Below are 25,373 nucleotides of genomic sequence, written 5' to 3'. Positions count from 1 at the left end.
AGCGGTCTGTTGCAACCGAAGATCCAGGATCCCGCCTGCGCCAGCTGCACCGCAATGTCTATCGTAGCGTAGGCAAGTTGTGCGCCGGAAGTACGGCAGAGAATCAATTTGGCGATACGTTGCCATGAATTGAAGCGGCGTCAACGCGGTCACCTCAGCGCCTTGCACCGGTCAGCGCTTCCTGATGGCGTCTTCTCGCAGGAGCAGACTGCGGACACAATTTCATTACCCGATACACATCCGGCGAGGTCAGGAGCAGCGCAACTGCAGTCTGCTCCTGCCGGAAGCGACGATACCGTCATCCCGCGCGATCAGTCACCCACGACTGCAATGCATTCCACTTCGACGCGCGCATTCAGCGCCAGGCCACTTCCGGCAAACGCACTGCGTGCCGGGAACCGACCGTCGAAAAACTCGCGGTAGACGGTGTTGAAGGCAGGCCACTCCTTGATGTCGGCCAGCATCACCGTGCACTTGACGATGTCGGCCATCGAATGACCGTGCGTAGTGAGCAGATCCTTGATGTTCTGCATGGTCTGCCGCGATTCGTTGGTGATACCGCCATCCACGAGTTTGCCGGTCGCTGGATCAACTCCGATCTGACCTGACAGGTACAAGGTGTGATCCACACGAACCGCCTGGGAGAACGGATAGCCTGCGGCCTTGGCCTGGTCCGAATTGATGAAGGTCACTTCCGGCTTCCCCGCTGCCTGGGCAATCATCGGCAGGGAAAGCAGCGCGAGCAGCAGGATCACGGCAGATCTGTAATTCATTTCTGTCTCCAGGTTGAGGTCAGGTCAAGCATACCGAACCCGGGCAGGAGACAGGCGGCTCGAACCGCACTCCGAGCGTATCGGCTCACGTCGACGCCGGCGCATCTCCCGCGTTCCCCTTGTCGGACTTCGTCGCCTCCAGCAGTCCGTCAATGCCCGCTGACTCGCGAATATGCAGGTCGCGCTGGGGAAACGGAATCTCGATGCCTGCCTTCATGAATGCCTCGTGCACGGCCACATGCAGGGCGTGCAGGGTCGGCAAACGCTGGTCAATCCGCCCCACGAAGGCCCGAAGTTCCAGATCCAGTGAGCTGTCGCCGAAGCCGAGGAACAGGACCGCCGGTGCCGGCGTCTCAAGTACGTTTTCATTGCCCGCAGCGACTTCGTGCAGGATCGTCTGCGCGCGACCGACATCGCTGCCGTAGGCAATGCCCACCTTGACCGTAACGCGCGTGATCGGCGTGGTCAGCGACCAGTTCTTGACCGTACCGGTGATGAAGGCCTTGTTCGGAACCAGCACCTCGAAGTTGTCCGGATCGGTGATCGTGATGGCTCGGATCTTGATCCGGGACACGGTGCCTACCGTATTGTCGATCGAGATCAGGTCACCGACGCGAACGGGGCGTTCGAACAGGATGATGATGCCGGAGACAAAGTTGGCAACGATTTCCTGCAAGCCGAAACCCAGACCCACGCCGAGTGCTGCGACGATCCATTGCAGCTTCGACCAGTCCACGCCGATATGGCTGAAGGAAACCACCAGGCCGATGGCGAGAATCAGGTAACGCAGGATCGTCACATACGCATAGCGCGTACCGGAGTCGAGATCGAAGCGGTGCAGAACCACCACTTCAAGAAAGCCCGGAAGATTGCGCACCGCGAAAACGGTGAGCGTCAGCAGCAGGCCGCTGAACAGGACATGCCCCAGGGTCACTTCGGTCACGATCTTGCCGGTCGCCGTGGTCGCCACATCCGACCAGAGCACAAAATTGTTGAAGATGCCCAGAGCCGGAACGAGTCCGCTCCAGATCTCCCATAGCAGCATCGCAAGTACAATGGCCGACGTGGCACGCAGGATGCCGCGAGTCTGCTGACTGACGGTCACCACATCGACGTCCGGCTCCTCCTGCTGGATGGGTGCACCCTCACCGCCTTCCCCGCCTGACTGGCCCGCTATTTGTTCTTCTGCCCGCTTCGCCTGCCTGGCTTCTGCCTGCTTCAGTGCAGCCTGGCGCCCTGATACAAGCACGCCACGCAAAGCGACCTGGTAGATGATGACGACGACAAGAATGATCCAGCCGGAGGTCACCAGTCGCGATTGCAACGCATCGGCGCTGGCGCCATAACCCGCAATGGAAAGCATCGCCAGGACCAGGGGCATGCACACGAATATCCAGTACCAGAGGTGTCGCGTTCTCCAGATCAATCCCTCTCTCGACAGATCCGTGGTCATTGCGCCGCCTTCAGGCTTGAATATCTGATAGGCAAATACCGCCAGTGCGATCGAACTGATCAGCGTGCTCAACCTGCCCAGACCTTCGATCAGCGTGCCATCGTTCGCGTTTTCCGCCAGGCCGCTCAACAGGGCAGCCGGCGCAATGGCAAGTGTGACCATCCAGAGCGCCTTGCCCAGCCGCCGCACCCCCGCAGCGGGCCAGCCGAAATGGGCTGCGAAAAGCCCATGGTGGCGGCACATGTTGCGAAAGAGGCCAAGGATGAACAGGACAATGGCCACATTGGTCAGGCCCCGACCCAGGGCATTCGGAAACGACGACGGGTTGTAGGGTTCGAGGAAGATCGATCCAAGCAACCCGAGGGCCAAAGGTACGGGAAGGGCAAGCAACATCGTCACCAACAAGGCTTGCATGGTCAGCATGAACCGGTCAGATCGGGTCCCGATTGGCTGAGACAGTTTCTCGAGTTGCCTGAGCAGATGCCTGCGCAGGGCAAATAGCACAACCGCCAGGACAAGCAGGAGAGGTCTGAGTGGTGAATCCGTGTGCAATGAATTGCGTGCGACCGGCTCCAGCTTGGCCAGATTTTCACTCGTGATCAGCCCGGTGACGCCCGCGACCAACGTCCTGCCCCAGGATGAATCGATCGGCCGCGCACTGGGCAGCCATAGCAGGCGCTGGTCGAGCACCGAGCGCAATTGCGAGCTGCGCTGCAAGAGCTCGGTCTGCAGCGAATTGACTTCAGCCAGAGACTCGACCTGGCGACCCTCGATGTCGAACAAATCTGACAATGCCGAGCGCCTCGCACTCAACAGGGAGCGGACCTGGTCCCGGTTCGACTCGGTCTGATCGAGATGATTGGCCTCGAGGAATCTTTCCACCGCCGCGGGCCCGTCGGCAGCCGTGCCCAGCTCTTGCTCGGTCTCGAATTGCCTGACGCGGGCGTCGATCATTTCGCCCTGGCGCTCTTCGATCCTGTGCTGCAGCGTGGCCGCAGCAGGAAGCTTCTTGGCTACCTCGCGAAGCAGACTTCCAGGTTCTTCTCCGATTCGGCCAAACGCGAGAATCTGATCCGCATTCCTGCGCGAAACCGTAATGTTCTGCAGCTGACTGTGGATGCGATCCTTGGTCGACCAGAGCTTCCTCAGATTGCTGCTTATCGCCGACATTTCCTTGCGCAAGGCAACCGTATCCTCGGCCATCTTCCTGAGCGGCTCGGAAGCTCCGGCAAGACTTGCGGCAGCCTGCTCGGCAGCCTCCATCTTGGCTGCGGTTTCCTCCTGCTCCCTGGCATCCATGCGCCGGCCCAGATCGGAAATCTGCCGTTCGACCTGACGCAGTTCGCGCTCGACCAGGGCATGCCGCGCGTTGGCAATCGCTTCGCGGGTCGGCAGGCTGAGAATCTCCTGTTCTGCATTGGCAATCCGGGCGGACAGGTCCTGCCTGATCGCATCCGCCTTGATCTTGAACGAGTCCAGCAACATCGGGGACGCGCCGGCCGGCACCAGTTCGGTTTTCTGATCCAGCTGTTCGCGCAAATCGGTCAGTTCCTCGCGTGCTGCGAGGCGCCGCGTGCCCATGACGCGCAGGGCATCTTCGATGCGCCGACTGTCGGTGCGCAGCGAAACAGCCTTGATTTGCAGGGTTGCCATCTGCAGCTGGGCCCGGGCCGGGGACAAGTCCGCCTGCTGGGAAGGCGCTGGTTCCTCGAGTGGCTGCTCCAGTTTCGCACCGAGATCGGCAATCTTCGCCGGCGCCAGCTTGAGCGCCTCTGCATAGGCTTCTGCTTTCTTCTGCGAGGCCTGGGCACTTTCCATTCTGGCCAGCGCAGCCTTCAGGTTTTCCAGGGTCAGCTGCCGGTCTGCGGTCAATGCATCCTTGCCACCTGCTTGTGAGCCGGACCCGGCCTGCAATGCGTCGATGCGGCTGTTGATCTCGTCGACACTGACGATGGCGTCGGCTGAACCCTGTGATGCGGACTGGGCAAGAGCCACCGATGCGGAAAAAACGGGCAGCAGCACATACGCGGCCAGGCGCGCGACAGCAATCAGGGGGATCGCTTGAATCAAGGCTAACCTCGGTGAGCGACAGGCCAGCGAGGATTATGGACGCTGGAAATCGTCATGACCATGCTCAAGACCGGGCAAAAATTCCTGCAGCCGACACAATTCGATCACCCAGGCAGGATCGAGCTGCGCTATCTTCCAGACCGAACCCGGTCAATTGCAGGCAACCCTTGGCTACCAAAGGCTTCGACGAATCAAGACTCGACCGCATTGTTGCGCAGGCGCGGCGCGATGCTGCACAACGCGAGACGGGTTATCGCGAGCGCGCCCTGAAGATGTACCCGTGGGTCTGCGGCCGTTGCGCACGCGAGTTCACGCGCGCCAACCTGCAGGAACTGACCGTGCATCACCGCAACCACGATCACGATTTCAATCCGCCTGATGGAAGCAACTGGGAACTGCTGTGCGTGTATTGCCACGACAATGAGCACTCACGCTACATCGACTACACGGGCGAAAGCGCTTCGACTGCGGAAAGCAAGAGCGATTCCGCGACCAGCAACCCGTTTGCCGGGCTTAAGGACCTCTTGAAGCAACGCTGATCAGCGCAGGCTGATCGCGATGGGACAATGATCTGAAGGATGGCTTTCTTCATCGACGCCGTAGCTGAACTCTTCGAATGAACCCGGAATCTTTCTTGCTGCAGCCTTCGGGTCGAGCAGGATGTGGTCAATGAAATCCGGGTAGCGCTGCAGGCAACTGGCACGCCGGCCCTCCGCCGCATTGACCAGCAGCGCGCCAGCGGGTTGACCTCCGGCAAGGTCTTCCCAGACGCGATCACCCGACTGCGCGAGACGCCGGTTCCAGTCTCCCAGGATCGCAAATGCAGCGCCCTCGTCCCTTCGCTGCACCATCCATTGTTCGACAACGGGGATCTGCCGAAACAGGACATCGCAGGACTCCTTTTCGGAGCCTGCCGAACACCCACTCTTCAGATGCACGGCCAACAGGCGCAACGGTTGTTCGGCCTGCACGGTAATGTCGACGCCCCAGCGCAGATCAGGGTTTCCCAACCCCAGTTCGCGCACATCCGGATGGCGCTCGAATGCGATGCCCTTGCGCACGGCAAACCCGACTTTCTGGCTGCGCAATTCCGGCCCGGTTCCACTGCGGTCGTTGCAGGTGCCACGGCGACCGCTCTCGGGTCTCCCCGAGATGACGATCGTGTACCGGTCCGGTCGGAACACGCGTGCTGCAGCCGCCGCGCTCTCGACTTCCTCGAAGGCGATCACATCGGCATCCAGCTCATCCGCATAGCGCCGCAGTGCGTGATAGTCGGACGCATTGCGGGCCCGGCAGCCGACTCCCTCGGCTTCTGCCAGATGCTCGAGATTCCAGGTGGCGATCTTGAGGGTCTTCGGTGGCGCGTCGCGCAACGAGGGGCCGGCACAGCCGGCCATCAGCAACAACAGGCAAGCAGACGCCCATCCCGATGGACGCATCATGACTGTTCCGGAAAATGAAATGGCAGCGTGTCCTTCAGGATTCCGGCAAGGAGGCGTTGTGGTAGACCTCCTGCACGTCATCGAGCTCCTCGAGCCACTCAAGCAGGTCCGCCAAGGTCTCGGCGTCTTCGCCACTCACGGCGACGCGATTGGCCGGTCGCATGACCACGTCATCGCTGATCGGCTCGAAGCCGGCTTCGACCAGGCCTGCCTTGACCGCCTCGAAATTCTCCGGAGCGCACAGGACCGTGGTTCGCCCGGACGCGCTGATGACATCATCCGCACCTGCCTCGAGTGCCGCTTCGAGGATCTTTTCTTCCTGTTCGGGCGTAGTGCCGTCAAGAACGATCTCGCCGATTCGTGCGAACTGGAACGCAACCGAACCGCTGGTGCCGAGATTTCCGCCGTGTTTGGACAGCGCATGACGGACATCGGCCACGGTGCGCACGGTGTTGTCGGTCATCGTGTCGATGATCAGGGCAACGCCGCCCGGGCCATAGCCCTCGTAGCGCAGCTCCTGCATGTTGTCAGAACCTTCGGCACCGGAACCGCGCTTGATCGCGCGTTCGATGGTGTCCTTGGTCATGTTGGCGGACAGGGCCTTGTCGATGCCCATGCGCAAGCGCGCGTTGCTTGCCGGGTCGCCCCCGTTGCGGGCGGCCACGGTAATCTCGCGGATCAGTTTGGTGAAAATCTTGCCGCGCTTCGCGTCCTCGGCGTTCTTGCGACCTTCAATACTAGGGCCTCTGCCCATGGGAATACCTGCGTCTTGTTGGGGTGATTCGACGATCGGGCCATTCGGCCCTATCGCCAATGGCGGCGCGGATTCTAGCAGGGCCGGGCCCACCTTCCATGATCATTCCGCCGCACCTGATCAAAGCCTGTCGGGCTCCTGCACTTGCGCGATCGGACCCTGGGTACCGGCCAGCTCCAGTTTCGCATCCTTGCGGGCCCAGAGGTCGTTCAGCCAGTCCTGGAAGCGGCGCCGGAACGACTCGTCGTTCTCGTAGTCACCGCCCAGCAGTTCGGGCGGGATTGGAATCGTCCTTATGCTGACCTCCACCTGCCGGATATGACCCGCCAGCAGGTCGAGCACGTCCGGACGTCCCGATGGGTAGAACACGGTCACGTCGACCACGGCATTGAGCATGTCACCCATGGCGTCAAGAACAAACGCTATGCCGCCCGCACGCGGATGCAGCAGATGGCGATAGGGCGACTTCTGACGATCATGTTTGGCTTCGGTAAAGCGCGTGCCCTCGACGAAGTTCATCACCGACACAGGCAATTCCCGGTACTTCTCGCAAGCCTTTCGGGTCGCCTCGACATCCTTGCCACGCCACTCGGGGTGTTTTTCAAGTTGCTCCCGCGAATAGCGCTTCATGAAGGGAAAATCCAGCGCCCACCAGGCCAGACCCAGCACCGGAACCCAGATCAACTGGCTCTTGAGGAAGAACTTCAGAAACGGAATGCGTCGGTTGAAGACCTGCTGCAGGACCGGGATGTCCACCCAGCTCTGATGATTGCAGATGACCAGATACCAGCCGCGCCGTTGCAGCTTCTCCAGGCCATGCACCCGGATGTCAGTGCCTGCCAGATATTGCATCAGCCAGCTGTTGACCGCGATCCAGCTCTCGGCGATCAAGACCAGGACACGCGAGATGAATCGGCGAAATCCGGCGATCGGCACGAGAAACTTGATCACTGCGAGAAGCAGCAAGGGGGTCGCATGAACAACGGTATTGAGCGCAATCAGCGTGGCGCTGACGGCAATACGCGGCGTGGAGGAAAGCGTGGCGGGCATCGGGTTTGAATCAGGCGCGGGAACAGGCGTCACATTAACAGCGATGAACAGCCCGGCCTACGCTTCGATTCCGGCCGGACCGTTCAGCGAGAATGGCGCACCCCGATCTGCCCGGGGCCCGGGAGTCCGCGCCAGGGCTCGAATGGCGCTGACTGTGGAACGTGCTGAACCAGTCTCCGCAGGTTATTCCGGCGAAGGCTGGAATCCAGTTCGGCCCTTCGATTGCGAGGATGAAAACAAGAGCTGGTTTCCAGCCTTCGCTGGAATGACGGCCTATTCGGTGTTGTCCAAAGTCAGCGCCATTCGAATCAGACTTTCTCCCAGGGCCGGGATTCATAGGCTGCCCCGAGTATTTCATCGAGCTGCGGATCGACTGACAGCCTGAATTCATCGATGCATTCGATCTGCGGGCCCACCCAACCCGCATTCATGACGAAGGCCGATCGCAGGGCCGGCAGTTCGGCCGCCGTCACAGGCCGCGATACGATGCGAATCCCTGCAGCCTGCAGTCCTTCGTCGAGCAAATTGCGAGTAACACCCGGAAGGGCTGGCGCGGTCGGCCAGATCACGTTCTGGCCATCCCAGAACCCGATATTCCAGGTCGACCCCTCGGAATACTCGCCGCCGCGCGTACGAAACAGGACATCGTCGAAACCGGCCAGGCGGGCCTGCCGCAAATAGTGGAACAGGCTGAACGTGCCGACATGCTTGATGTGGGGCAGATCGCGCGCGTAGACAACCGATTGCAAGCGCAGAGGACTTGCCCTGCCTATGCGAGCCGGGCTGGCTGCGACGAGAACATCTGCCGGGGTCACGCCCTCCGGCTTCGAGCGATCCAGCGCTGTCGAAAACACGGTCACGCGCAGCGATGCCGGCCGACCGTCCAGGACCTGTCGAATCCAGCCGCGCGTCCGCTCCAGATCCAGCTCGCTGCCGAACAGTTCCCGAGTAGCCATGGCCAGGCGATCAAGATGCAGCCCGAAGCCACGCACGCAGCCATCCCGCACCTGCATGGAAGTGAAGTGCCCGTAGTTCACCTGGGCCAGGAAGGCCATTTCGGCCGTGGTGGGAGCGCGCCCGTTGAGCTCGACCCGCCTGACCGGCGAGGCGTCCGCGACTGCAAGCATGGCTATGGAACGATCCGGGCCACGCTCAGAACAAGGCCATCAGCACGAGAATGAGGCCGGCCATCGATACCACCCAGATCAGGGTCCGCAGGAACGGAATCCCGGCCGCATACACAGGCAGATAGGCCACCCGGGCCCAGAAATAGAGTTGCACCCCGAGCGCGGTATGCGAATCGGTTTTCTGCGCAAACAGAACGGCCAGAACCGCCGCCGCGAAAAAGGGGAAGGTCTCGAGGAAGTTCCGGTTGGCCCGATCCAGGCGCCCTGCCACGCCGGTCAGCGGCTTCGGCACGCCGTCACGCGCGCCGGCATTCCACATCAGGCCCCGCTGCATCGTGCCCAGTGTTGCGCTGAGCGCGACATGCACGAGTCCGAGAATGATTGACCAGAGCAGCATCTGCAGTTCGATGGACATGGCGCTCCCCTCCTGTTGATGCTTGAGTGTGCCCAAAATCCGGAACCTCTGCACGAATCGGCTGATTCGAACGCGCGCGCCCTATGGCATGCTTGCCGCCCGCGTCGTTCCTTCACCCAGCCCGAACACGAGATTGCCGTCCTGAGCACCCTTTCGCCCGCTGCAAAAGCCCAGTTCCAGATCCATTTCTGCGTGCTGCTCTGGGGCTTTACGCCGATCATCGGCAAGCTGATTTCGCTGCCTGCCCTGCCCCTGGTCTGGTGGCGCATGTTGCTGGTGGTCGTCGTGCTGACGCTGATCCCGCGTGCCTGGCGCGGATTGCGCATGATGCCGCCAAAACTGATCCTGGCCTATGCCGGCATCGGTGTCCTGGTCGCCCTGCACTGGCTGACCTTCTATGGCGCCATCAAGCTGGCCAACGCCTCGGTTGCAGCCACGTGCATCGCATTGGCAACGGCCTTCACCGCCCTGATCGAGCCCAAGCTGGCCAAGCGACGCTTTTCCAAGCGTGAACTGGCACTGGGCATCTCGGTGCTGCCGGGAGTGGCCCTGGTCGTCGGTGGTGTGCCCGACGAATTCCGGCTCGGCATCGCGGTTGGCGCCTTGTCCGCCCTGCTCGTTGCCTTGTTCGGTTCCCTCAACAAGCGCCTGGTCGAACATGGCGACGCCCTGACCGTGACCGGCATCGAACTGGGTGCCGGCACTCTGGCACTGACGATGCTGTCGCCACTGATGCCTTGGATCTTTCCGGCCTTTGCCGGTTCGATCTTCGAGCTTCCGAGCGGCAACGACATCCTCCTGCTGCTGACCCTTTCGATCGCCTGCACGCTGCTGCCGTTCGCGCTGTCCCTGGTCGCCTTGCGCCACATGACTGCATTCAGCGCCCAACTGGCGGTCAATCTGGAACCGGTTTACGCCATCGTGCTGGCCGCGATCCTGTTTGGCGAACAACGAGAACTGACGCCGCTCTTCTACGTGGGAGTCGTCGTCATCCTTGGCGCGGTCTTCATTCATCCCTTGATCAATCGCCCGGGTGACAGCGTGCAGCCGGAAATTCTTGCCGTCGCCGAGGCCAAGAATATCCTTGAGTGAATCGGATGCCAGCGCACGCATCTGGGTCGACGCGGATGCCTGTCCGAACGTGATCAAGGACATTCTCTTTCGCGCGGCCGAACGGGCGAAGATCCGGGTCACCCTGGTAGCAAACCAGTGGATACGCACACCGCCGTCGCGATTCGTCAACGCGGTCCAGGTTGGCGCCGGCATCGATGTCGCCGACAGCGAGATCGTGTGCCGCGTCAGCGCGCAGGACCTGGTCATCACTGCCGACATACCGCTTGCTGCCCTGGTCCTCGAGAAAGGCGCGCTCGCTCTCAATCCGCGCGGCGAGTTGTACACCGCCGACACCATTGCGCAGCGACTGTCGATGCGAAACTTCATGGATGAACTGCGCGGCTCCGGGGTCGATACCGGTGGACCGCCGACGTTGCATGCACGCGACCGTCAGGCCTTCGCCAACCAGCTCGACCAGTGGATTGCGCGACGCGGAATCTGAGCGCGTCGCGTTCCGCGGTCAGTCAAGAAGATGTCGGATGGCTGGCAGGTATTTCTCGGCCGAACCGGTATTGACGACGACTACACGTTCGCCACGCCTGAGCAAGCGGCGATCGAGCAATTGCGGCATGGCAGCCAGGCAGGCCGCACCCTCCGGGCTGATCCACCCGTGCGTCTGTTTCCACACTCGCGACAATTCGGCGGCAATCTCCTCTTCCTGCACCGACACGGCGGCACCGCCGCTGGCACGGACAATCTCGAGTACGCGGAAATGGCCAACACCAGCCGGCACGTTCAAGCCGAAAGCCAGCGTTCCTGTGCCGGGACGCGCCTGCGTATCGGACTCACCTTTCTCGAATGCATCCACCAGAGGCGCCATGGCCGCGCTCTGGACGCAGATCATGCGCGGTCTTTTCGAGTCGATCAGTCCCAGTGCCTCCAGCTCGCCCCAGGCCTTCCACATGCCGAGCACGCCGGTACCGCCGCCGGTGGGATAGATCACCGCATCCGGCAAGCTCCAGCGTGTGCTCCCGACAGCCGGCTCGGCCAGTTCGAGACCCAGCGATTTCTTGCCCTCGATGCGCCATCCCGGCTCCTGGAATGTCGCCACCGAGAAGTATCCGCGCGGAATGTATTTTTGCTTGAGCAGAGCTCCGGCTTCGCGAATGGTCGGGCCCACGAGTTCAAGCACGACGCGCTCCGGAAACCGATGCGCCGCTGCCGCCACATTGCCAAGGATCGGCATCGGAGTGTCCTCTGGCATGGCCACGACAATCGACAATCCTCCAGCCAATGCATAACGCGTCAATGAATCGCCCGCATTGCCCTGGGTTGGAACCGCCAATCGTTGGATTCCGAGCCGACGCGCCTGGGCGACGACCATGGCCATTCCGCGATCCTTGAAGCTCCGGGTTGGATTGGCACCGTATCCGGCATGCGCCTTGCCTTCCTCCTTGACGGCAAGTCGCAAACCGGCCCTGGCCGCCACGGGATGGTGCAGGTAGTCGAGCAGCGGCGTCGCACCTTCACCCAGCGCGACGATGTGTCTGGCATCGTCGGTATTGCTGGCATCGAGCGCCATCAGGCCGCCGAACCGCCACATGTCCTTTCGCCTCGGGTCATACCAGGCCTGATTCGGCTGTTCGGCTGCGAGCCGCTCGACATCGAGCAGCATCTCGACCGGCCGCCCGTCGACGGGGTCGAGATTCATCGGCTGGTCTGCCGGGTACTCGATCCCGGACCCGAGACCGCGCAGGCACCGCACATGGGACATCGTTGGACCTATCTTGTTTTTTTCGGTTCGATCAGATCCCAGCGATTGCCGTAGAGATCCTCGAAAACGACAACCGTACCGTATTCTTCATGACGCGGTTGCTCGCAGAAGTGGACGTCATGTTTCTGCATGCGCGCATGGTCACGCGCGAAGTCATCGGTATGCAGGAACAGGAAAACGCGACCGCCGGTCTGATTGCCTATACGTGTGGCCTGTTCGGCATTGGCGGCGCGAGCAAGCAGGAAGCACGCACCCTGCGAACCGGGTGGCGCCATGCGCACCCAACGCTTGCCCGGCTCACGCGGCGTGTCCTCTAGCAACTCGAAGCCCAGCACTCTCGTGTACCAGTCGATCGCCTCGTCGTAGTCGCGCACGACCAGGGCCATGGCATGAAATTGTTGCGGCATGAGCATTGAACCTGTTGTTGAGGGCAATAGGCAGTCTGCCCCGAATGAACCCGATGTGCCGACCGAACCCGCCGCGCCAGTGCGGCACGACTGCCTGGCGAAACCGTCGTTACATCAGAATCGTCAACTCGTCATATATCGCGAATAAAATGGATTTCCTGCGCACTAATCGCCTCATTTGCCGAGTTATATAGTGCAAACTCAAACCTGTTAATCGTCAATACAGGCAAATAAGAGCATTATTTTCCGTCAACACGCCCCAATCGCGAGATTTGTGATGACCGAGCAGTCGCTACAGGAATCAGGTGCCCTCGCGCTGATCGGAGAACGCATCAGCCGACGACGCCTGGAAAATAACCTGACCCAGGCCGAGTTGGCCACGAACGCCGGCGTCTCGAAACGGACGGTCGAGCGCCTGGAGGCCGGTGAATCCACACAGTTGTCGAACTTCCTGCGCATCCTGCGAGCACTGGATCTGCTCGACGGCCTGGAGGCTCTACTGCCGGCAGTGCCGCCAAGCCCGATCGACCAACTCAAGCTCAAGGGGCGGCAACGCCAGCGCGCTTCATCTAGCCGCGAACCCGAGGCACAGCCAAGAGCCTGGACCTGGAAAGACGCCTCGTGACGACGGTTGCGGAGGTCAGACTCTGGGGACGCAGCATCGGTGCCGTATCCGTCGAGGATTCCGCCAGCACCGCTGCATTCCAGTATGAGCCCGACTTTGCCCGCAGCGGCATCGAGATCGCACCCGTGATGATGCCGCTGGGCAACAAGGTCTTCGCATTTCCGAACTTGCCGAAACAGTCCTTCCATGGCTTGCCGGGTCTGCTCGCCGACTCGTTGCCGGATCGCTTCGGCAACGCGCTGATCGATGCCTGGCTGGCAACCCAGGGGCGCAGGCCCGAAAGTTTCGATGCCGTCGAGCGCCTCTGCTACATCGGGGCACGCGGAATGGGTGCGCTCGAGTTCGCGCCCGCTACGGGACCTCGTCCGCGCAGTTCGCAAAAGGTCGAAATCGAAGCACTGGTCGAACTCGCCTCCGATGTGCTCACCCGCCGCAACGACCTGCACAGTTCGTTTGCTGGCGAGCACCGAGGGGAATCGCTGCGCGACATCCTGCGTGTCGGGACTTCGGCCGGCGGCGCCCGGGCCAAGGCCGTGATTGCCTGGAATCGCGATACCAATGAAGTCCGCTCCGGACAAGTGGCCGCAGGCGAACGCTTCGAGTACTGGATTCTCAAGTTCGACGGCGTTGCAGGCAACAAGGACAAGGAGCTCGAGGACCCCAAGGGCTACGGCGCCATCGAGTACGCCTATGCACTGATGGCGCGCGCTGCCGGCATCGATATCAGCGAATGCCGCTTGCTCGAGGAAAATGGTCGCCGCCACTTCATGACGCGACGCTTCGACCGACTGGCCGGTGGCGAGAAACTGCACATGCAGTCTCTCGCCGCCCTTGCCCACTACGATTTCAACCAGGCTGGCGCTTACAGTTATGAGCAGGCCTTTCAGCTGATCCACCGTCTTGGCTTGCCCATGCGGGCGACCGAAGAACAATTCCGGCGCATGGCCTTCAATATCGTCGCGCGCAACCAGGACGACCACGTCAAGAACATCGCCTTTCTGATGGACAAGGCCGGCAACTGGTCACTCTCACCTGCGTTCGACGTGACCTTCAGCTATAACCCGAATGGCCTCTGGACATCGCGCCACCAGATGACCATGAATGGCAAGCGCGACGGTTTCACCATCGAGGATTTCCGAGAATGCGCACGATCGGCATCAATGAAGCGCGGCCGGGCGGATACCATTCTGGCCGAGGTGACCGCTGCTGCGAAACGCTGGCCGGAGTTTGCCGAAAAGGCCGGAGTCGGTGTCGAATGGCTGAGAACGGTCGCCGGGGCGCTTCGGTTGAAGGGATGGCAAGAGTAGGCAGGCCGGTATCCGAAAACTTCGTGAGGTACTGGGACTTCCGAGATCGGCCGGTCGACTGATTGAGCTACCGAAGCGACCAGCAAGTAAGATCGGACAAGGCGCACCCGCGAAGCACCACACCGGCTACGCTTGAAAGCGACACTTGCCCGCGTACCTGCAACTATCGAATCCGCTCATCATCCGGCTTTACAACCCAACGAGGAAACGTCATGGCCCTGGTCAACCTTCTTGTGCTGCTCGCGATCTTCCAGTTCATCTATTTTGGCTTTCGCGTCGGCGGCGCGCGGCAGAAATACGGAGTCTCCGCACCGGCGACCACGGGGCACGACATCTTCGAGCGCTACTACCGCGTGCAGATGAACACGCTGGAACTGCTGATCATGCTGATTCCTGCCGTGTGGATTTCGTCGGCCTACTGGAACCCCCTTTTCGTGGCTGCCATGATCGGGATCTACCTGATCGGCCGCATGATCTATTTGAGCGCCTACGTGGCCGATCCGAAGAAGCGCGACAAGGGCTTCGCGATCAGCATCCTGCCCATCGGCGTATTGCTGATTGCCGGCGTTGCGGGCGCGGTGATGAGCATGCTGAACACCGGGATCTGAAGCGATTCATGCCGCGAAGTCAGCTCGCAACGACGGAGGACGCATGATCAGGATCACCGCATGGAACGACAAAGGCCACACGAGCGCCGAGGTGGACATTGCCCGCTTTGACCGCTCCAGCCTGACCGGCCACCGACTGGTCTGGATTGATCTGGTGGGCAACAACACCGACGAACATCGAGACTTCCTGATGAACCGGATCGGCCTCGACAAGCTGGCTGTCGACGACGCGCTTCGCGCACGCCATCCGCCCAAGTACGAAGATCTCGATGGAGGCTGGAGCTTTCTGCTCATGCGCGGCTTCGATGCGACCAGCACCAGCGTCAAGTTCGGAACGATCCAGCTTGCCCTGTTCTGGCGTGACAATCTCGTGGTTACCCGACACGAGAAGCCTTCCGCGAGCGTCACCGAAGTCGAGAAAGCTTTGGCTTCCGGCGAGCAGACCGATCCCGAAGATGCCTGGCGTCTGCTCTACGCAATACTTCGGCGCATGCTCGATCGCTATCTGCCCATCCTGCTTCGCATCGAGGCACGTCTGGAGGAAATCGAAGAGCTGATCCTGAAACGGCCGAGTGACCGCCTGCTTGCCGAACTGATGGAATTCAGCAGCCAGCTGAAACGCCTGCGCCGCATCGGTGCCTATCACGAGAAGTGTTTCGCCAGCCTGCGCGCGCACGAACCCCGTGCGCGCGGCATAAATCCTGCTCAGCTCACCGATCTGTTCGAGCAGGCCGAGCGATTGCACAGTCTCTCCACGCTGCAATACGAGACAACGGCCGATCTCACCAACGGCTACCTGTCGGTCTCCGCGCATCGGCTCAATAATGTAATGCGCGTGCTGACCGTGGTCACTGTCTTGTTCGTGCCGCTGACCTTCATTGCCGGCATCTACGGAATGAACTTCGAATTCATGCCTGAACTGAGCTGGCGCTGGAGCTACTTCGTGGTGCTTGGTGCCATGAGTACGGTCGCGATCGGCTTGCTGGTGCTGTTTCGGCGCAAGGGTTGGATCTAGTCGGGGACTGAAAACTAGCAAACGACGAATGGCATGTGCATCCCGCGTGTGCATTCTGTCCAGAACGAGGTTCGGTGCCATGCGAATTGTCAGCGCTTTACTGCCAGGATCCAGTAGTGATGTCTTTTCCTAAGGCGATGTTGAACGAGCTGTCATCCCGGCGGCGGCCGGGACCCAGCTCTTGTTCTTGCGTTTGCGAATCAAGTGCAGAACGGGATGACATGCTGCTGCCTCCCCTTCGGGCCATTCGCTGGGCGAATGTTCGTTGCCAAATCCTGCCGCCACAGTCCCACCCGACCAGCCGTTCGGCCGCTCAATACCGTCGGGATGACGGGAAGAAACCAGTTCGATTTTGCCTTGATCGCCTTCGGCTCCTGATGCTCTGTACTCTGCTCGCCTGCACTCCTGCTCTGGGCGCGCCCGAGTATCTTGAGCTTCTCGATTTTCAGTTGATCGATGGCACTGGTGCACGAACGCGTCACGTCGATAGATTGGTTGCGCGGGATGGAATCATCGTGCAGATCGATTCGCTGGGTCAGGCGCCGACTGCGGAAGCAGACGCACGCTGGACCCGGGTCGGACTGGATGGCGCCTGGATGATGCCGGGCCTGATCGACACGCACGTGCATGTGGCCCGATTTCCCAACGCCCACGAGATGGCCGAGAAAATCCTTCGTCGCGCCGTGCGTGGCGGCGTCACCGGCGTTCGCGACCTCGGAGGCGATGCGCGCGCCCTGGCAGAACTGCAACGGGCATCCGGCAACGGCGAGCTCGTCGCACCGAATATCGTGTTCAGCGCCATGTTCGGCGGACCGGACATCTTCATCAACGGGCCGACTGCACAGTTGGCCTCGGGTCTTCCGCCGGGGGAGGCCGCATGGGCCCACGTGGTCACGGCTGACAGCGACCTGCGCCAGTTGATTGCCGAGGCCAGAGGCAGTGGTACACGGAACATCAAGGTCTATGGCGATCTGACACCCGAGCTTGCTGCAGAACTGATCAAGGAGGGCACGCGCCAGGGCATGCTCAGCACCGCACATGCCACGGTGTTTTCGGCCCGCCCCAGCGATCTCGTCAATGCGGGCGTGGGTTCACTGGCGCATGCACCTTACCTGGTCTGGGAAGCTGTCGAAGTCGTGCCGGACGATTACGGAAAACGCATAGCCGGACCGTGGAAGGAAATCCCCCCCGATCACCCTGCCCTGCTCGCCTTGTATCGCGAGATGGCCAGACGCAGCGTGACTCTTGATGCGACCCTCTATGTGTACAAGTCGATGCAGTCCTACCCGGGCGTGCCGAAAATGGACTGGACAGAAGCGGCCTTTGCCTGGGGCGCGCAGGCAACCCGGCTGGCCAACGAGGCTGGCGTGATGGTGACAACAGGTACCGACTGGTTCGAACCAGGGGACGACTTCGAGCTACCGCACACGCATGAAGAGCTTGCGCTGCTGGTCGAAGCGGCCGGTTTTTCACCTATGCAAGCCATCGTGGCCGGCACCCGCAATGGCGCCATCGCGATGGGGCTGAATGAAACGCATGGCACGATCGAGACCGGCAGGATTGCCGACCTGCTTGTGCTGGACGCCGACCCTCTTGATGACATCCACAACACCACGAAGATCCGCTTCACGGTCAGGAAGGGCCGCATTGTCGACCCACAGTGAAAGGACCAGCTCGTGATGCGGCCACTGTCACACCCGCCAGATCGGCCAACGTGGACGATGGCCGAGAACGTCGAGCAAGAATGCGAAACTCCGGGCAATCCTGACAGGAAACCGTCATGTCACTGAAAGACAATTTTGAATTGCTGGCGCGGTACAACCGATGGATGAACCAGAAGGTCTATGCGGCTGCGGAGCGCTTGCCGCGGGCCGACCTGCATGCCGATCGCGGCGCGTTCTTCGGTTCCGTTTTCGGCACGCTGAATCACATCCTCGTCGCCGACACCTTGTGGCTGAAGCGGTTCGCCAAGCATCCTGCCGGCTTTCCGTCCCTGCGCTACATGGCCTCGCTGCCGACACCGGTTTCGCTCGCCCAGCAGCTCTATTCTGAACTGGGGGAGCTCAGGCGCGCTCGCGTCACCATGGACGACGTCATCATCGACATGACAGGAGAGGCACACGACACCGACTACGAGGTGAAACTCACCTATGCGAATACATCCGGACAGACCTTCACCAGGCAGCTCTCGCCGCTGATGCAGCATGTGTTCAATCATCAAACCCACCACCGCGGACAGATCACGACCCTGCTCAATCAGGCCGGCATCGACGTCGGCGTCACCGATCTGGCCATGATGGTGATGGAGGAAGACCGAGACCAGGTCAATTGAGAATCGCGCCATTTCCAGAATTCCCGCAGTTTAGTAAACTCGCGGGTTCTGGAAATTGACGGGTCCCGCCTCGGGATGCCGAACCGAGGTCGCCATGTCACGTTTTTCCAATGCCGTCCTGTGCCTGTCGTGCGCGCTGCTTCTGGGCGCATGCAGCGATGAGGATTCCGGTAACGCGGGGCCTGCTGCTGTCGACCAGGGTCCGCGCATCGTCGTTGAGTCGCTTGCAGACGTGGCAGCGCGTGCCGGTGGCAATGCTGCGGCAGACGTCGTGCCGCTGAACGACAGCACGCTCAGCGCAGAATTGGCAACCCGGGTGCTGGCGGTTCGAGCCGATGTCGGATCGAGCGTGCAGCGCGGCCAGGTACTGCTCGAACTGGATCCCACCGACTACCGTCTTGCACTGGGCCAGGCCGATGCGCAGGTCGCCGCCGCCAGGGCGGCAGCCGCACAGGCCGACGCACGGCTGAAGCGCGCGCGCGAGCTGCACGAGAAGAGCTATGTTTCCGACGACGAGATGAGCGTGGCCGTGACCCAGGCCGAGGCGGCCAGCGCCGACTTGCGCATTCGCGAAGCCGCCAGGGCCGTCGCTGCGAGACAGCTGGACAAGGCGACAATCCACGCCCCGTTCGACGGAGTTGTCGTGCAACGCATGGCGCAGGTAGGCAACGCCGTGGTGCCGGGTACGCCGCTGATGCGACTGATCGATCTGGCGACACCGCAGGTTGAAGTGCGCCTGCAGCCCGAACAGGCGTCTGCCCTCGGTCAGGCCGACGAGATTTTTCTCGAACTCCGCGGCGTTCGCCATCCGTTGCGCGTGCTGCAGATCGCCGAGGCGACCGATCCGGGTTCGCGCACACGCATCGCTCGCCTGGAATTCATCGGTGATGCTGCGCAGCCCGGCTTGAGTGGCAGCCTGCATTGGCGGCGAGCCGGATACGAAATCTCCCCATCCCTGCTGGTCCAGCGCGAAGGCGCCCTGGGTCTGTTCAGCGTGCGCGATGGAAAGGCCGTCTGGCTCGCCATCGACGAGGCCAGCAGCGGACGCGCCGTGATGGCGGATCTTCCCGGTGATCTCCCGATCGTCACCCACGGACAGCAGTCCCTGCAGGACGGAGATGCCATCCGGGAAGCCGCCAATCCGGCACCGACAAGCCATCCAGCGAAGCCCAGGGCAGCCCAGCCGAGCTCGAGCGGAGAAGCCTGAGTGCGCCTGCTGCGATCAATGATCGAGAATCACCCACTGGCGAACATCGCCTTTGTGGTCGTGATCATCATGGGCTCGCTGGCGTACATGAACATGCCGCGCGAGCAGGATCCGGAAATCAACTTCAACTGGGTCAATATCGTCACCGCCCTGCCCGGTGCGTCCGCAGCGGACATCGAGGAACGCGTCACCAATCCGCTCGAGGATGCCATCCGCAACGTCCAGGACGTGCGCTTCGTGGTGAGCTCGTCACGCGAAGGCGTCAGCAATATCCTCGTCCGCTTCCGCGAAATCAGCGAGCGCATCTTCGACAAGCGCATCAATGACCTGCGCCGCGAATTGCAGAACAAGGCCAATACCGAATTGCCGGCCGATGTGGTCGATCCGAGGATTCTCGAGATCACCACCTCGAACGGATTTCCAACCGCCATGGTGGTCCTGACCGGCCAGGCGGGCGACGAAACGCTGCGTTCCGCGGCGCGCAAGGTCAAGGAAGATCTGGAGCAGTTGTCGGGCGTCGACCAGGTACTCGCGCTCGGATTCCAGGATCCCGAATTGCTGGTCGAATTCGACCCGCAGGCGCTGGCCTCGCGCGGGCTCACGGCATCCGCGCTGAGCGACAGCCTGCGTCTCTGGTTTCGCGACGTATTCGCCGGCAAGGTCAATGCGCGTGATGGCGAATGGCTGGTTCGTGTCGCCGGCTCCACCGCTGATCCGGGGGAGCTGGCTCGATTCAGCCTGCGCGTTCCGGGCTCGGAATCTTCGCGTGTACCGCTTGATGCGGTGGCCACGGTACGCCGGGGCAGCGACGTACCGCGACAGCTTGCAGCGACCGATGGGCAACCTGCCGTCATGCTGACGGTGACCAAGATCGCCAACACCAACATGCTCGAACTGGTCGATCGCATCCGCGCCTACACCGAGAGCAGGAATCCGGTGCTGGCGAACGACGGCCTGAAGCTGCATCTCGCCGATGACCAGACCATCCCCACCCGCCAGGCACTTGGCGTCATGCAGTCCAACGCGCTGATCGGACTGCTCCTGGTCATGGCCGTCTGCTGGGTGTTCCTCGGCACCCGGATCGCGCTGATGGTCAGCCTTGGCGTGGTCTTTTCGGTCAGCGGCACGTTCTGGTTCCTGCAGGGCTATGGCTCGACCCTGAACGTTTCCGTGTTGCTTGGCGTGGTCATCGTGCTCGGCATGCTGGTCGACGATGCCGTGGTCGTGGTCGAGGCCATGTACTACCGCATCCAGCGCGGCGTGACCGGTATCGATGCTGCCATCGATTCGCTGCGCGAAGTCGGCTTGCCGGTGCTCGCCGCGGTCAGCACCACGATTGCCGCCTTCCTGCCCTTGATGCTCCTCCCCGGCATCATCGGGCAGTTCATGTTCGTCATCCCTTTCGTCGTCACGGTCGGCTTGCTGGTCAGCCTTGTCGAGGCTTTCTGGATGCTGCCGGCGCATGTCAGCGCGATGCGGACGTCAGCCATTTCCAGGGGTCGAAGCCAGAGAATCCGGGAGCGCTGGACGCGCAACGTGCGCAACTTCTATGCCTACTGCCTGATCCACGTCATGCGCCGTCCGCGACGCTACCTCATGCTGGCCCTGGCCCTGTTTCTGGCATCCGGTGCGGCGATAGCGCTGGGCATGGTCAAGTTCCAGTTTTTCGCCTTTGACCCGATTCGGCTTTTCTATGTCAACGTGGACATGCCTTCCAAGGCATCCATCGAGGACACCTTGCGCCAGACCATGAAGGTCGAAAGTGTCGTGCGCACTCAACTGAAGGACGGCGAGGCCCGCGCGGTGACCTCGCTGGCCGGAATCAAGTTCACCGATGTCGAACCGCTGTATGGCGATCAGTACGGCCAGATCGCCGTGTCGCTGAATCCGGGGAAACCCGGCATGCGCCGGCTGGAACAGATCATCGAGGAAATGCGTGCCGAAGTCTCGGCGACACCAGGTGCCGGCGAGATCTCCTTCCTCGCGCTGTCCGGTGGGCCGCCTACCGGCAAGCCGATCAGTGTCAAGGTGCGCTCCGATGATCCCGAGGAGCTGCGTCTCGCCGCCGACGCGATGAAGAAGATCGTTGCAGGCATCAAGGGCAGCAAGGATGTCGTCGACGATGATGTGCCGGGTCGCAATGAACTCGCCCTCGTCGTGGATATCGATGCGGCGCGCAATGTCGGGCTCGATCCGGGTCAGGTTGCGCGCCTGATCGGTCTGCACGTGGATGGCGAAATCATTGCCGACCTTCGCGATCGCGGCGAAAAGATGGAGCTGCGTGTGCGATCGACGCGCAGCTCGGTCGACAACATTCGCGATGTGCTGGATGACCCGGTAGCCTTGCCTGGAGGCGGAAGCGTGCCACTGGGTTCACTGGTCAGTGCGCGTGAAAGCAAGAGCCCAGGCCTGATCCGGCATTGGAATCTTCGCCGTGCCATCACGGTCGAGGCCGATCTCGACCTTGATCAGAACGACACCGCGGCGGCCAATGCCGAGCTGGTCGCGAAATGGGACATCATCCGGAGCCAATTCCCGGCCACGGATCTCGACTTTTCCGGCCAGCTCGATGACATCAACGAATCACTGAATGCGATGGGTCCGTTGTTCCTGCTCGGCCTGGGCCTGATCTACCTGATCCTCGCTGCCCAGTTCCGTAGCTACTTCCAGCCCATATTGATCCTGTCCACGGTACCGCTGGCATTCACCGGCGTTACCCTGGGATTGGTCATCTCGCGCAACCCGCTTTCGCTCTTCACGATGTACGGCGTGATCGCCCTGACCGGCATCGCCGTGAATTCCGCCATCGTCCTGATCAGCGCTGCCAATGACCGTCGCAATGCCGGCATGCGCACCCTGCATGCCACGGTATACGCGGCCCGCCGGCGCGTCATTGCCGTGCTGATGACGACAGGAACGACCATCGCTGGACTGGCCTCGCTGGCATTCGGACTCGGCGGCAAGTCCCTGCTCTGGGGCCCGGTCGCTTCCAGCATCGTCTGGGGTCTGGCCTTCTCCAGTCTGCTGACCTTGTTCGTCGTGCCGGTTCTGTACCGCTTCTTCATGCAGCAGCGGCAACCCAAGACAGTCCCGAAGCCTCAGACGGATCGCTGGCAGCGCTACTGAGACCTGCGGTCAACCGGCATCGCCGGACGCGCCGATCGAGTAGCCAGCCATTCCGGGATGCCGCTCATGTTCAGGCGACGCGTAGCACACTGGATGATCTCAAGATCGACGAACCCATATGCAAGGCAACGCTGAAAAGGTGGCAGCAGCGTCACCCGTTCAACGTTGCCTCACGGCGGAGAGGTATCGATGAGGTCCAAACCCGGATTGTTTGCCCTGGCCATGCTCTGCGGCGCCCTGGTCGCGGCGTGTGCCGCCGGCGGCGACGTCAGCAAGCCGATTCCGAGATCCCTGGTCAGCGCGCCCCAGGTTGCCAATCGACTTGTGGTGGTGCTGCCCGGCAGAGGCGAGGATGTAGCCAGGCTGGAGGACAAGGGTATGGCAGCGACGATTCAGGCCACCTGGCCGGACGCCGATGTCCTGCTGACCGGCCTTACCCTTCCGTTCTACCGTCAGGGGCTCGCTGCTTCGCGCCTGCAAACGGAGATCATCGAGCCCGCGCGTTCACGCGGCGTGTCGGAGATCTGGCTGCTCGGGATCTCGCTCGGCGGAATGGGTGCAATACTGCATGAACATGAGTATCCGGGCACCGTCGACGGCATCGTGCTGCTTTCGCCCTATCTGGGTGGACGCCTCGTTCAAGACGAGATCCGTTCCGCGGGTTCAATCGCGGACTGGAATCCCGGTCCGGTCCAGCCACTTGGGCCCGATACATTCGAGCGGGAACTCTGGCGCACGATCCAGCAGTGGAACAACGATGCCTCGCGCCGGAATGCGGTTTGGCTCGCCTACGGCGAGCATGAAGACTTTCGGGAGTCCAATGAATTGATGGGCCAGGCGCTGCCTGCCTCAAACGTGCGAATGCTGCCCGGTGGTCACGACTGGAACCTGTGGCTACCAGCGACGACGATGTTGCTGGAGACCGCCGAGAACGTCCATTGACGCACGCCCTTCGCAGGAACAGGCTTCAGCCGTGATGCTCTTCGCCTCGTTGCGACAAAATCTCGCGGCTGAAGCCAGCTCATACAAAAGGCACGGCAGGCAAGGCGAAGGATTCAGGCCATCGGCAGCTTGAGTCCCTGCTCCTTCGCACAGGCTTTCGCGATCTCGTAACCCGCATCGGCATGCCGCATTACACCTGTACCGGGATCATTCCAGAGCACGCGCGCAATACGCTTGTCGGCCGCTTCCGTGCCGTCGCAGACAATGACGACGCCGGAGTGCTGCGAGAAGCCCATGCCGACACCGCCACCGTGATGCAGTGATACCCAGGTCGCGCCGCCGGCAACGTTGAGCATGGCGTTGAGCAGCGGCCAATCGCTGACTGCATCGCTGCCATCCTGCATCGATTCGGTTTCGCGATTCGGGCTGGCCACGCTGCCGGAATCGAGGTGATCGCGACCGATCACGATCGGCGCTTTCAGTTCTCCGTTGCGGACCATTTCATTGAAGGCAAGGCCGAGCTTGTCACGCAGGCCGAGCCCGACCCAGCAGATGCGTGCGGGCAGGCCCTGGAAACTGATGCGCTCGCGAGCCATGTCGAGCCAGTTGTGTAACGCCCCGTCATCCGGGATCAGCTCCTTGACCTTGGCGTCGGTCTTGTAGATATCTTCCGGATCGCCACTCAGGGCGACCCAGCGGAACGGTCCGATGCCACGACAGAACAGCGGACGCACATAGGCGGGCACGAAACCCGGAAAATCGAAAGCATTCGTGCACCCCTCGTCCTTGGCCATCTGGCGAATATTGTTGCCATAGTCGAAGGTCGGGATGCCCTTCTTCTCGAAGGCGAGCATGGCTTCCACATGCACGCGCATCGATTTCTTGGCGGCGTCGCGGACCTTGTCCGGGTTTGCCTTCTGCTCGGCCAGCCATTGCTCGACCGTCCAGCCGATCGGCAAATAGCCATGCACGGGATCGTGTGCGCTGGTCTGATCGGTGACCGCATCGGGGCGCACCCCTCGGCGCACCAGCTCGGGCAGAATTTCGGCCGCATTGCCGAGCAAGGCTATCGATTTTGCCTCGCCAGACTTCGTATACTTCTCGATACGTGCCAACGCGTCATCGAGATCAGTCGCCTGCTCATCGACATAGCGCGTGCGCAGGCGGAAATCGATGCAGCGTTGCTGGCATTCGATATTCAGCGAGCAGGCGCCGGCGAGGCTGGCAGCCAGCGGCTGCGCGCCACCCATGCCGCCGAGTCCGGCCGTCAGGATCCACTTTCCCTTGAGATGGCCCTCGTAATGCTGACGGCCCATTTCAACGAAGGTTTCGTAGGTGCCCTGGACGATTCCCTGCGAGCCGATGTAGATCCACGAACCCGCGGTCATCTGGCCGTACATCATCAGGCCCTTGCGATCGAGTTCGTTGAAATGCTCCCAGGTGGCCCAGTGCGGAACCAGATTGGAATTGGCGATCAGCACGCGCGGCGCATCGACATGGGTCGGAAACACGCCGACCGGCTTCCCGGACTGCACGAGCAGGGTTTCGTCGTCACCCAGTTCCTTCAGTGCCTCGAGGATCGCGTCGTAGCACTCCCAGTTGCGCGCTGCACGGCCAATACCACCATAGACCACGAGCTCGGCCGGGTTCTCGGCCACTTCCGGATCGAGATTGTTCTGCAGCATCCGGAACGGCGCTTCGCTGAGCCAGCTCCTGCAAGTCAGTTCGCTGCCACGAGGCGCTCGAATGGTTCGGTTGGTGTCGATACGCTCGGGTGCATTCATCTGACGTCTCCAAAATCGATTGCGCGATTATAGGGCCGAAGTCGCGCGCCTGCCCCCGAAGGGCGCGCAAGCGGATGGCCAGCTGTCATGTGGATCGGCGAGAATGAAT

At 61.6% G+C, this 25,373-nt stretch carries 22 protein-coding genes; 12 read left to right on the top strand and 10 right to left on the bottom strand.

Annotated features, from left to right (window positions below; all coding sequences use genetic code 11):
* Positions 1-311: 311 nt before the first annotated feature.
* A complete protein-coding gene (locus R3F00_RS11425; RefSeq protein ID WP_371281926.1) occupies positions 312-773 on the bottom strand; it encodes a RidA family protein in 462 nt (153 codons plus the stop codon).
* Between the two features lie 85 nt (positions 774-858).
* A complete protein-coding gene (locus tag R3F00_RS11420) occupies positions 859-4,296 on the bottom strand; it encodes a mechanosensitive ion channel domain-containing protein (protein WP_371281924.1) in 3,438 nt (1,145 codons plus the stop codon).
* 167 nt (positions 4,297-4,463) lie between these two features.
* Between R3F00_RS11420 and R3F00_RS11415 the strand changes: the two genes are divergently transcribed.
* Complete coding sequence (locus tag R3F00_RS11415; protein ID WP_371281923.1) at positions 4,464-4,835, top strand: YajD family HNH nuclease; 372 nt, start codon at positions 4,464-4,466, stop codon at positions 4,833-4,835.
* Here the strand turns inward: R3F00_RS11415 and R3F00_RS11410 are convergent, their stop codons facing one another.
* The 5 genes from R3F00_RS11410 to R3F00_RS11390 all read right to left on the bottom strand — a co-directional run bounded on the left by R3F00_RS11410 (position 4,836) and on the right by R3F00_RS11390 (position 9,084).
* Positions 4,836-5,738 carry an endonuclease/exonuclease/phosphatase family protein gene (locus tag R3F00_RS11410; protein WP_371281922.1) on the bottom strand — a complete coding sequence of 301 codons (903 nt, stop codon included), beginning with the start codon at positions 5,736-5,738 and terminating at the stop codon, positions 4,836-4,838.
* Between the two features lie 34 nt (positions 5,739-5,772).
* Positions 5,773-6,492, bottom strand: coding sequence for a YebC/PmpR family DNA-binding transcriptional regulator (locus tag R3F00_RS11405; RefSeq protein WP_371281921.1), 720 nt, complete (start codon positions 6,490-6,492; stop codon positions 5,773-5,775).
* 120 nt (positions 6,493-6,612) lie between these two features.
* Positions 6,613-7,542 carry an acyltransferase gene (locus R3F00_RS11400; RefSeq protein WP_371281920.1) on the bottom strand — a complete coding sequence of 310 codons (930 nt, stop codon included), beginning with the start codon at positions 7,540-7,542 and terminating at the stop codon, positions 6,613-6,615.
* Between the two features lie 308 nt (positions 7,543-7,850).
* The gene (locus R3F00_RS11395) at positions 7,851-8,669 is read right to left on the bottom strand and encodes an aminotransferase class IV family protein (RefSeq protein WP_371281919.1); all 819 of its coding nucleotides are present in this window, start codon (positions 8,667-8,669) and stop codon (positions 7,851-7,853) included.
* 25 nt (positions 8,670-8,694) lie between these two features.
* Positions 8,695-9,084, bottom strand: a complete 390-nt coding sequence (locus tag R3F00_RS11390) for an MAPEG family protein (protein ID WP_371281918.1) — start codon at positions 9,082-9,084, stop codon at positions 8,695-8,697.
* Between the two features lie 18 nt (positions 9,085-9,102).
* On the opposite strand from R3F00_RS11390, the gene R3F00_RS11385 reads away from it, so the two are divergent.
* Positions 9,103-10,176 carry a DMT family transporter gene (locus R3F00_RS11385; RefSeq protein WP_371281917.1) on the top strand — a complete coding sequence of 358 codons (1,074 nt, stop codon included), beginning with the start codon at positions 9,103-9,105 and terminating at the stop codon, positions 10,174-10,176.
* On the top strand, positions 10,169-10,639 hold the full coding sequence (locus tag R3F00_RS11380) for a YaiI/YqxD family protein (RefSeq protein ID WP_371281915.1): 471 nt from the start codon (positions 10,169-10,171) through the stop codon (positions 10,637-10,639). The genes R3F00_RS11385 and R3F00_RS11380 overlap by 8 nt, the downstream gene beginning before the upstream one ends.
* 18 nt (positions 10,640-10,657) lie before the next feature.
* Here R3F00_RS11380 and R3F00_RS11375 read toward each other — a convergent pair whose 3' ends face one another.
* Together R3F00_RS11375 and R3F00_RS11370 are read right to left on the bottom strand one after the other, a co-directional pair.
* Positions 10,658-11,911: a threonine synthase gene (locus R3F00_RS11375; RefSeq protein WP_371281914.1), complete on the bottom strand. Its 1,254-nt coding sequence runs from the start codon at positions 11,909-11,911 to the stop codon at positions 10,658-10,660.
* Positions 11,912-11,919: 8 nt separating this feature from the next.
* A complete protein-coding gene (locus tag R3F00_RS11370) occupies positions 11,920-12,318 on the bottom strand; it encodes a VOC family protein (RefSeq protein ID WP_371281913.1) in 399 nt (132 codons plus the stop codon).
* Between the two features lie 277 nt (positions 12,319-12,595).
* On the opposite strand from R3F00_RS11370, the gene R3F00_RS11365 reads away from it, so the two are divergent.
* From R3F00_RS11365 to R3F00_RS11325, 9 genes are all read left to right on the top strand, one after another.
* Positions 12,596-12,943 carry a helix-turn-helix transcriptional regulator gene (locus tag R3F00_RS11365; protein ID WP_371281912.1) on the top strand — a complete coding sequence of 116 codons (348 nt, stop codon included), beginning with the start codon at positions 12,596-12,598 and terminating at the stop codon, positions 12,941-12,943.
* On the top strand, positions 12,940-14,250 hold the full coding sequence (locus tag R3F00_RS11360) for a type II toxin-antitoxin system HipA family toxin (RefSeq protein WP_371281911.1): 1,311 nt from the start codon (positions 12,940-12,942) through the stop codon (positions 14,248-14,250). The genes R3F00_RS11365 and R3F00_RS11360 overlap by 4 nt, the downstream gene beginning before the upstream one ends.
* A 212-nt stretch (positions 14,251-14,462) precedes the next feature.
* Positions 14,463-14,858: an MAPEG family protein gene (locus tag R3F00_RS11355; RefSeq protein WP_371281909.1), complete on the top strand. Its 396-nt coding sequence runs from the start codon at positions 14,463-14,465 to the stop codon at positions 14,856-14,858.
* Positions 14,859-14,901: 43 nt separating this feature from the next.
* Positions 14,902-15,873, top strand: coding sequence for a magnesium/cobalt transporter CorA (gene corA, locus R3F00_RS11350; protein WP_371281908.1), 972 nt, complete (start codon positions 14,902-14,904; stop codon positions 15,871-15,873).
* A gap of 377 nt (positions 15,874-16,250) precedes the next feature.
* The gene (locus R3F00_RS11345) at positions 16,251-17,537 is read left to right on the top strand and encodes an amidohydrolase family protein (RefSeq protein ID WP_371281906.1); all 1,287 of its coding nucleotides are present in this window, start codon (positions 16,251-16,253) and stop codon (positions 17,535-17,537) included.
* Positions 17,538-17,653: 116 nt separating this feature from the next.
* The gene (locus R3F00_RS11340) at positions 17,654-18,205 is read left to right on the top strand and encodes a DinB family protein (protein ID WP_371281904.1); all 552 of its coding nucleotides are present in this window, start codon (positions 17,654-17,656) and stop codon (positions 18,203-18,205) included.
* A gap of 94 nt (positions 18,206-18,299) precedes the next feature.
* Positions 18,300-19,412: an efflux RND transporter periplasmic adaptor subunit gene (locus tag R3F00_RS11335; protein WP_371281903.1), complete on the top strand. Its 1,113-nt coding sequence runs from the start codon at positions 18,300-18,302 to the stop codon at positions 19,410-19,412.
* A complete protein-coding gene (locus R3F00_RS11330; RefSeq protein WP_371281902.1) occupies positions 19,413-22,538 on the top strand; it encodes an efflux RND transporter permease subunit in 3,126 nt (1,041 codons plus the stop codon).
* Positions 22,539-22,727: 189 nt separating this feature from the next.
* Entirely contained in the window at positions 22,728-23,480 is a 753-nt protein-coding gene (locus R3F00_RS11325; protein ID WP_371281901.1) for an alpha/beta hydrolase, read from the top strand.
* A gap of 113 nt (positions 23,481-23,593) precedes the next feature.
* Here the strand turns inward: R3F00_RS11325 and hutU are convergent, their stop codons facing one another.
* Positions 23,594-25,264: a urocanate hydratase gene (hutU, locus tag R3F00_RS11320; RefSeq protein ID WP_371281899.1), complete on the bottom strand. Its 1,671-nt coding sequence runs from the start codon at positions 25,262-25,264 to the stop codon at positions 23,594-23,596.
* Positions 25,265-25,373 lie beyond the last annotated feature (109 nt).

The sequence above is a fragment of the Dokdonella sp. genome (assembly GCF_041395345.1).
Classification (GTDB): Bacteria; Pseudomonadota; Gammaproteobacteria; order Xanthomonadales; family Rhodanobacteraceae; genus Dokdonella.
The sequence above is the reverse complement of the archived record's forward strand: the minus strand, read 5'-3'. Positions and strand labels throughout refer to the sequence as shown.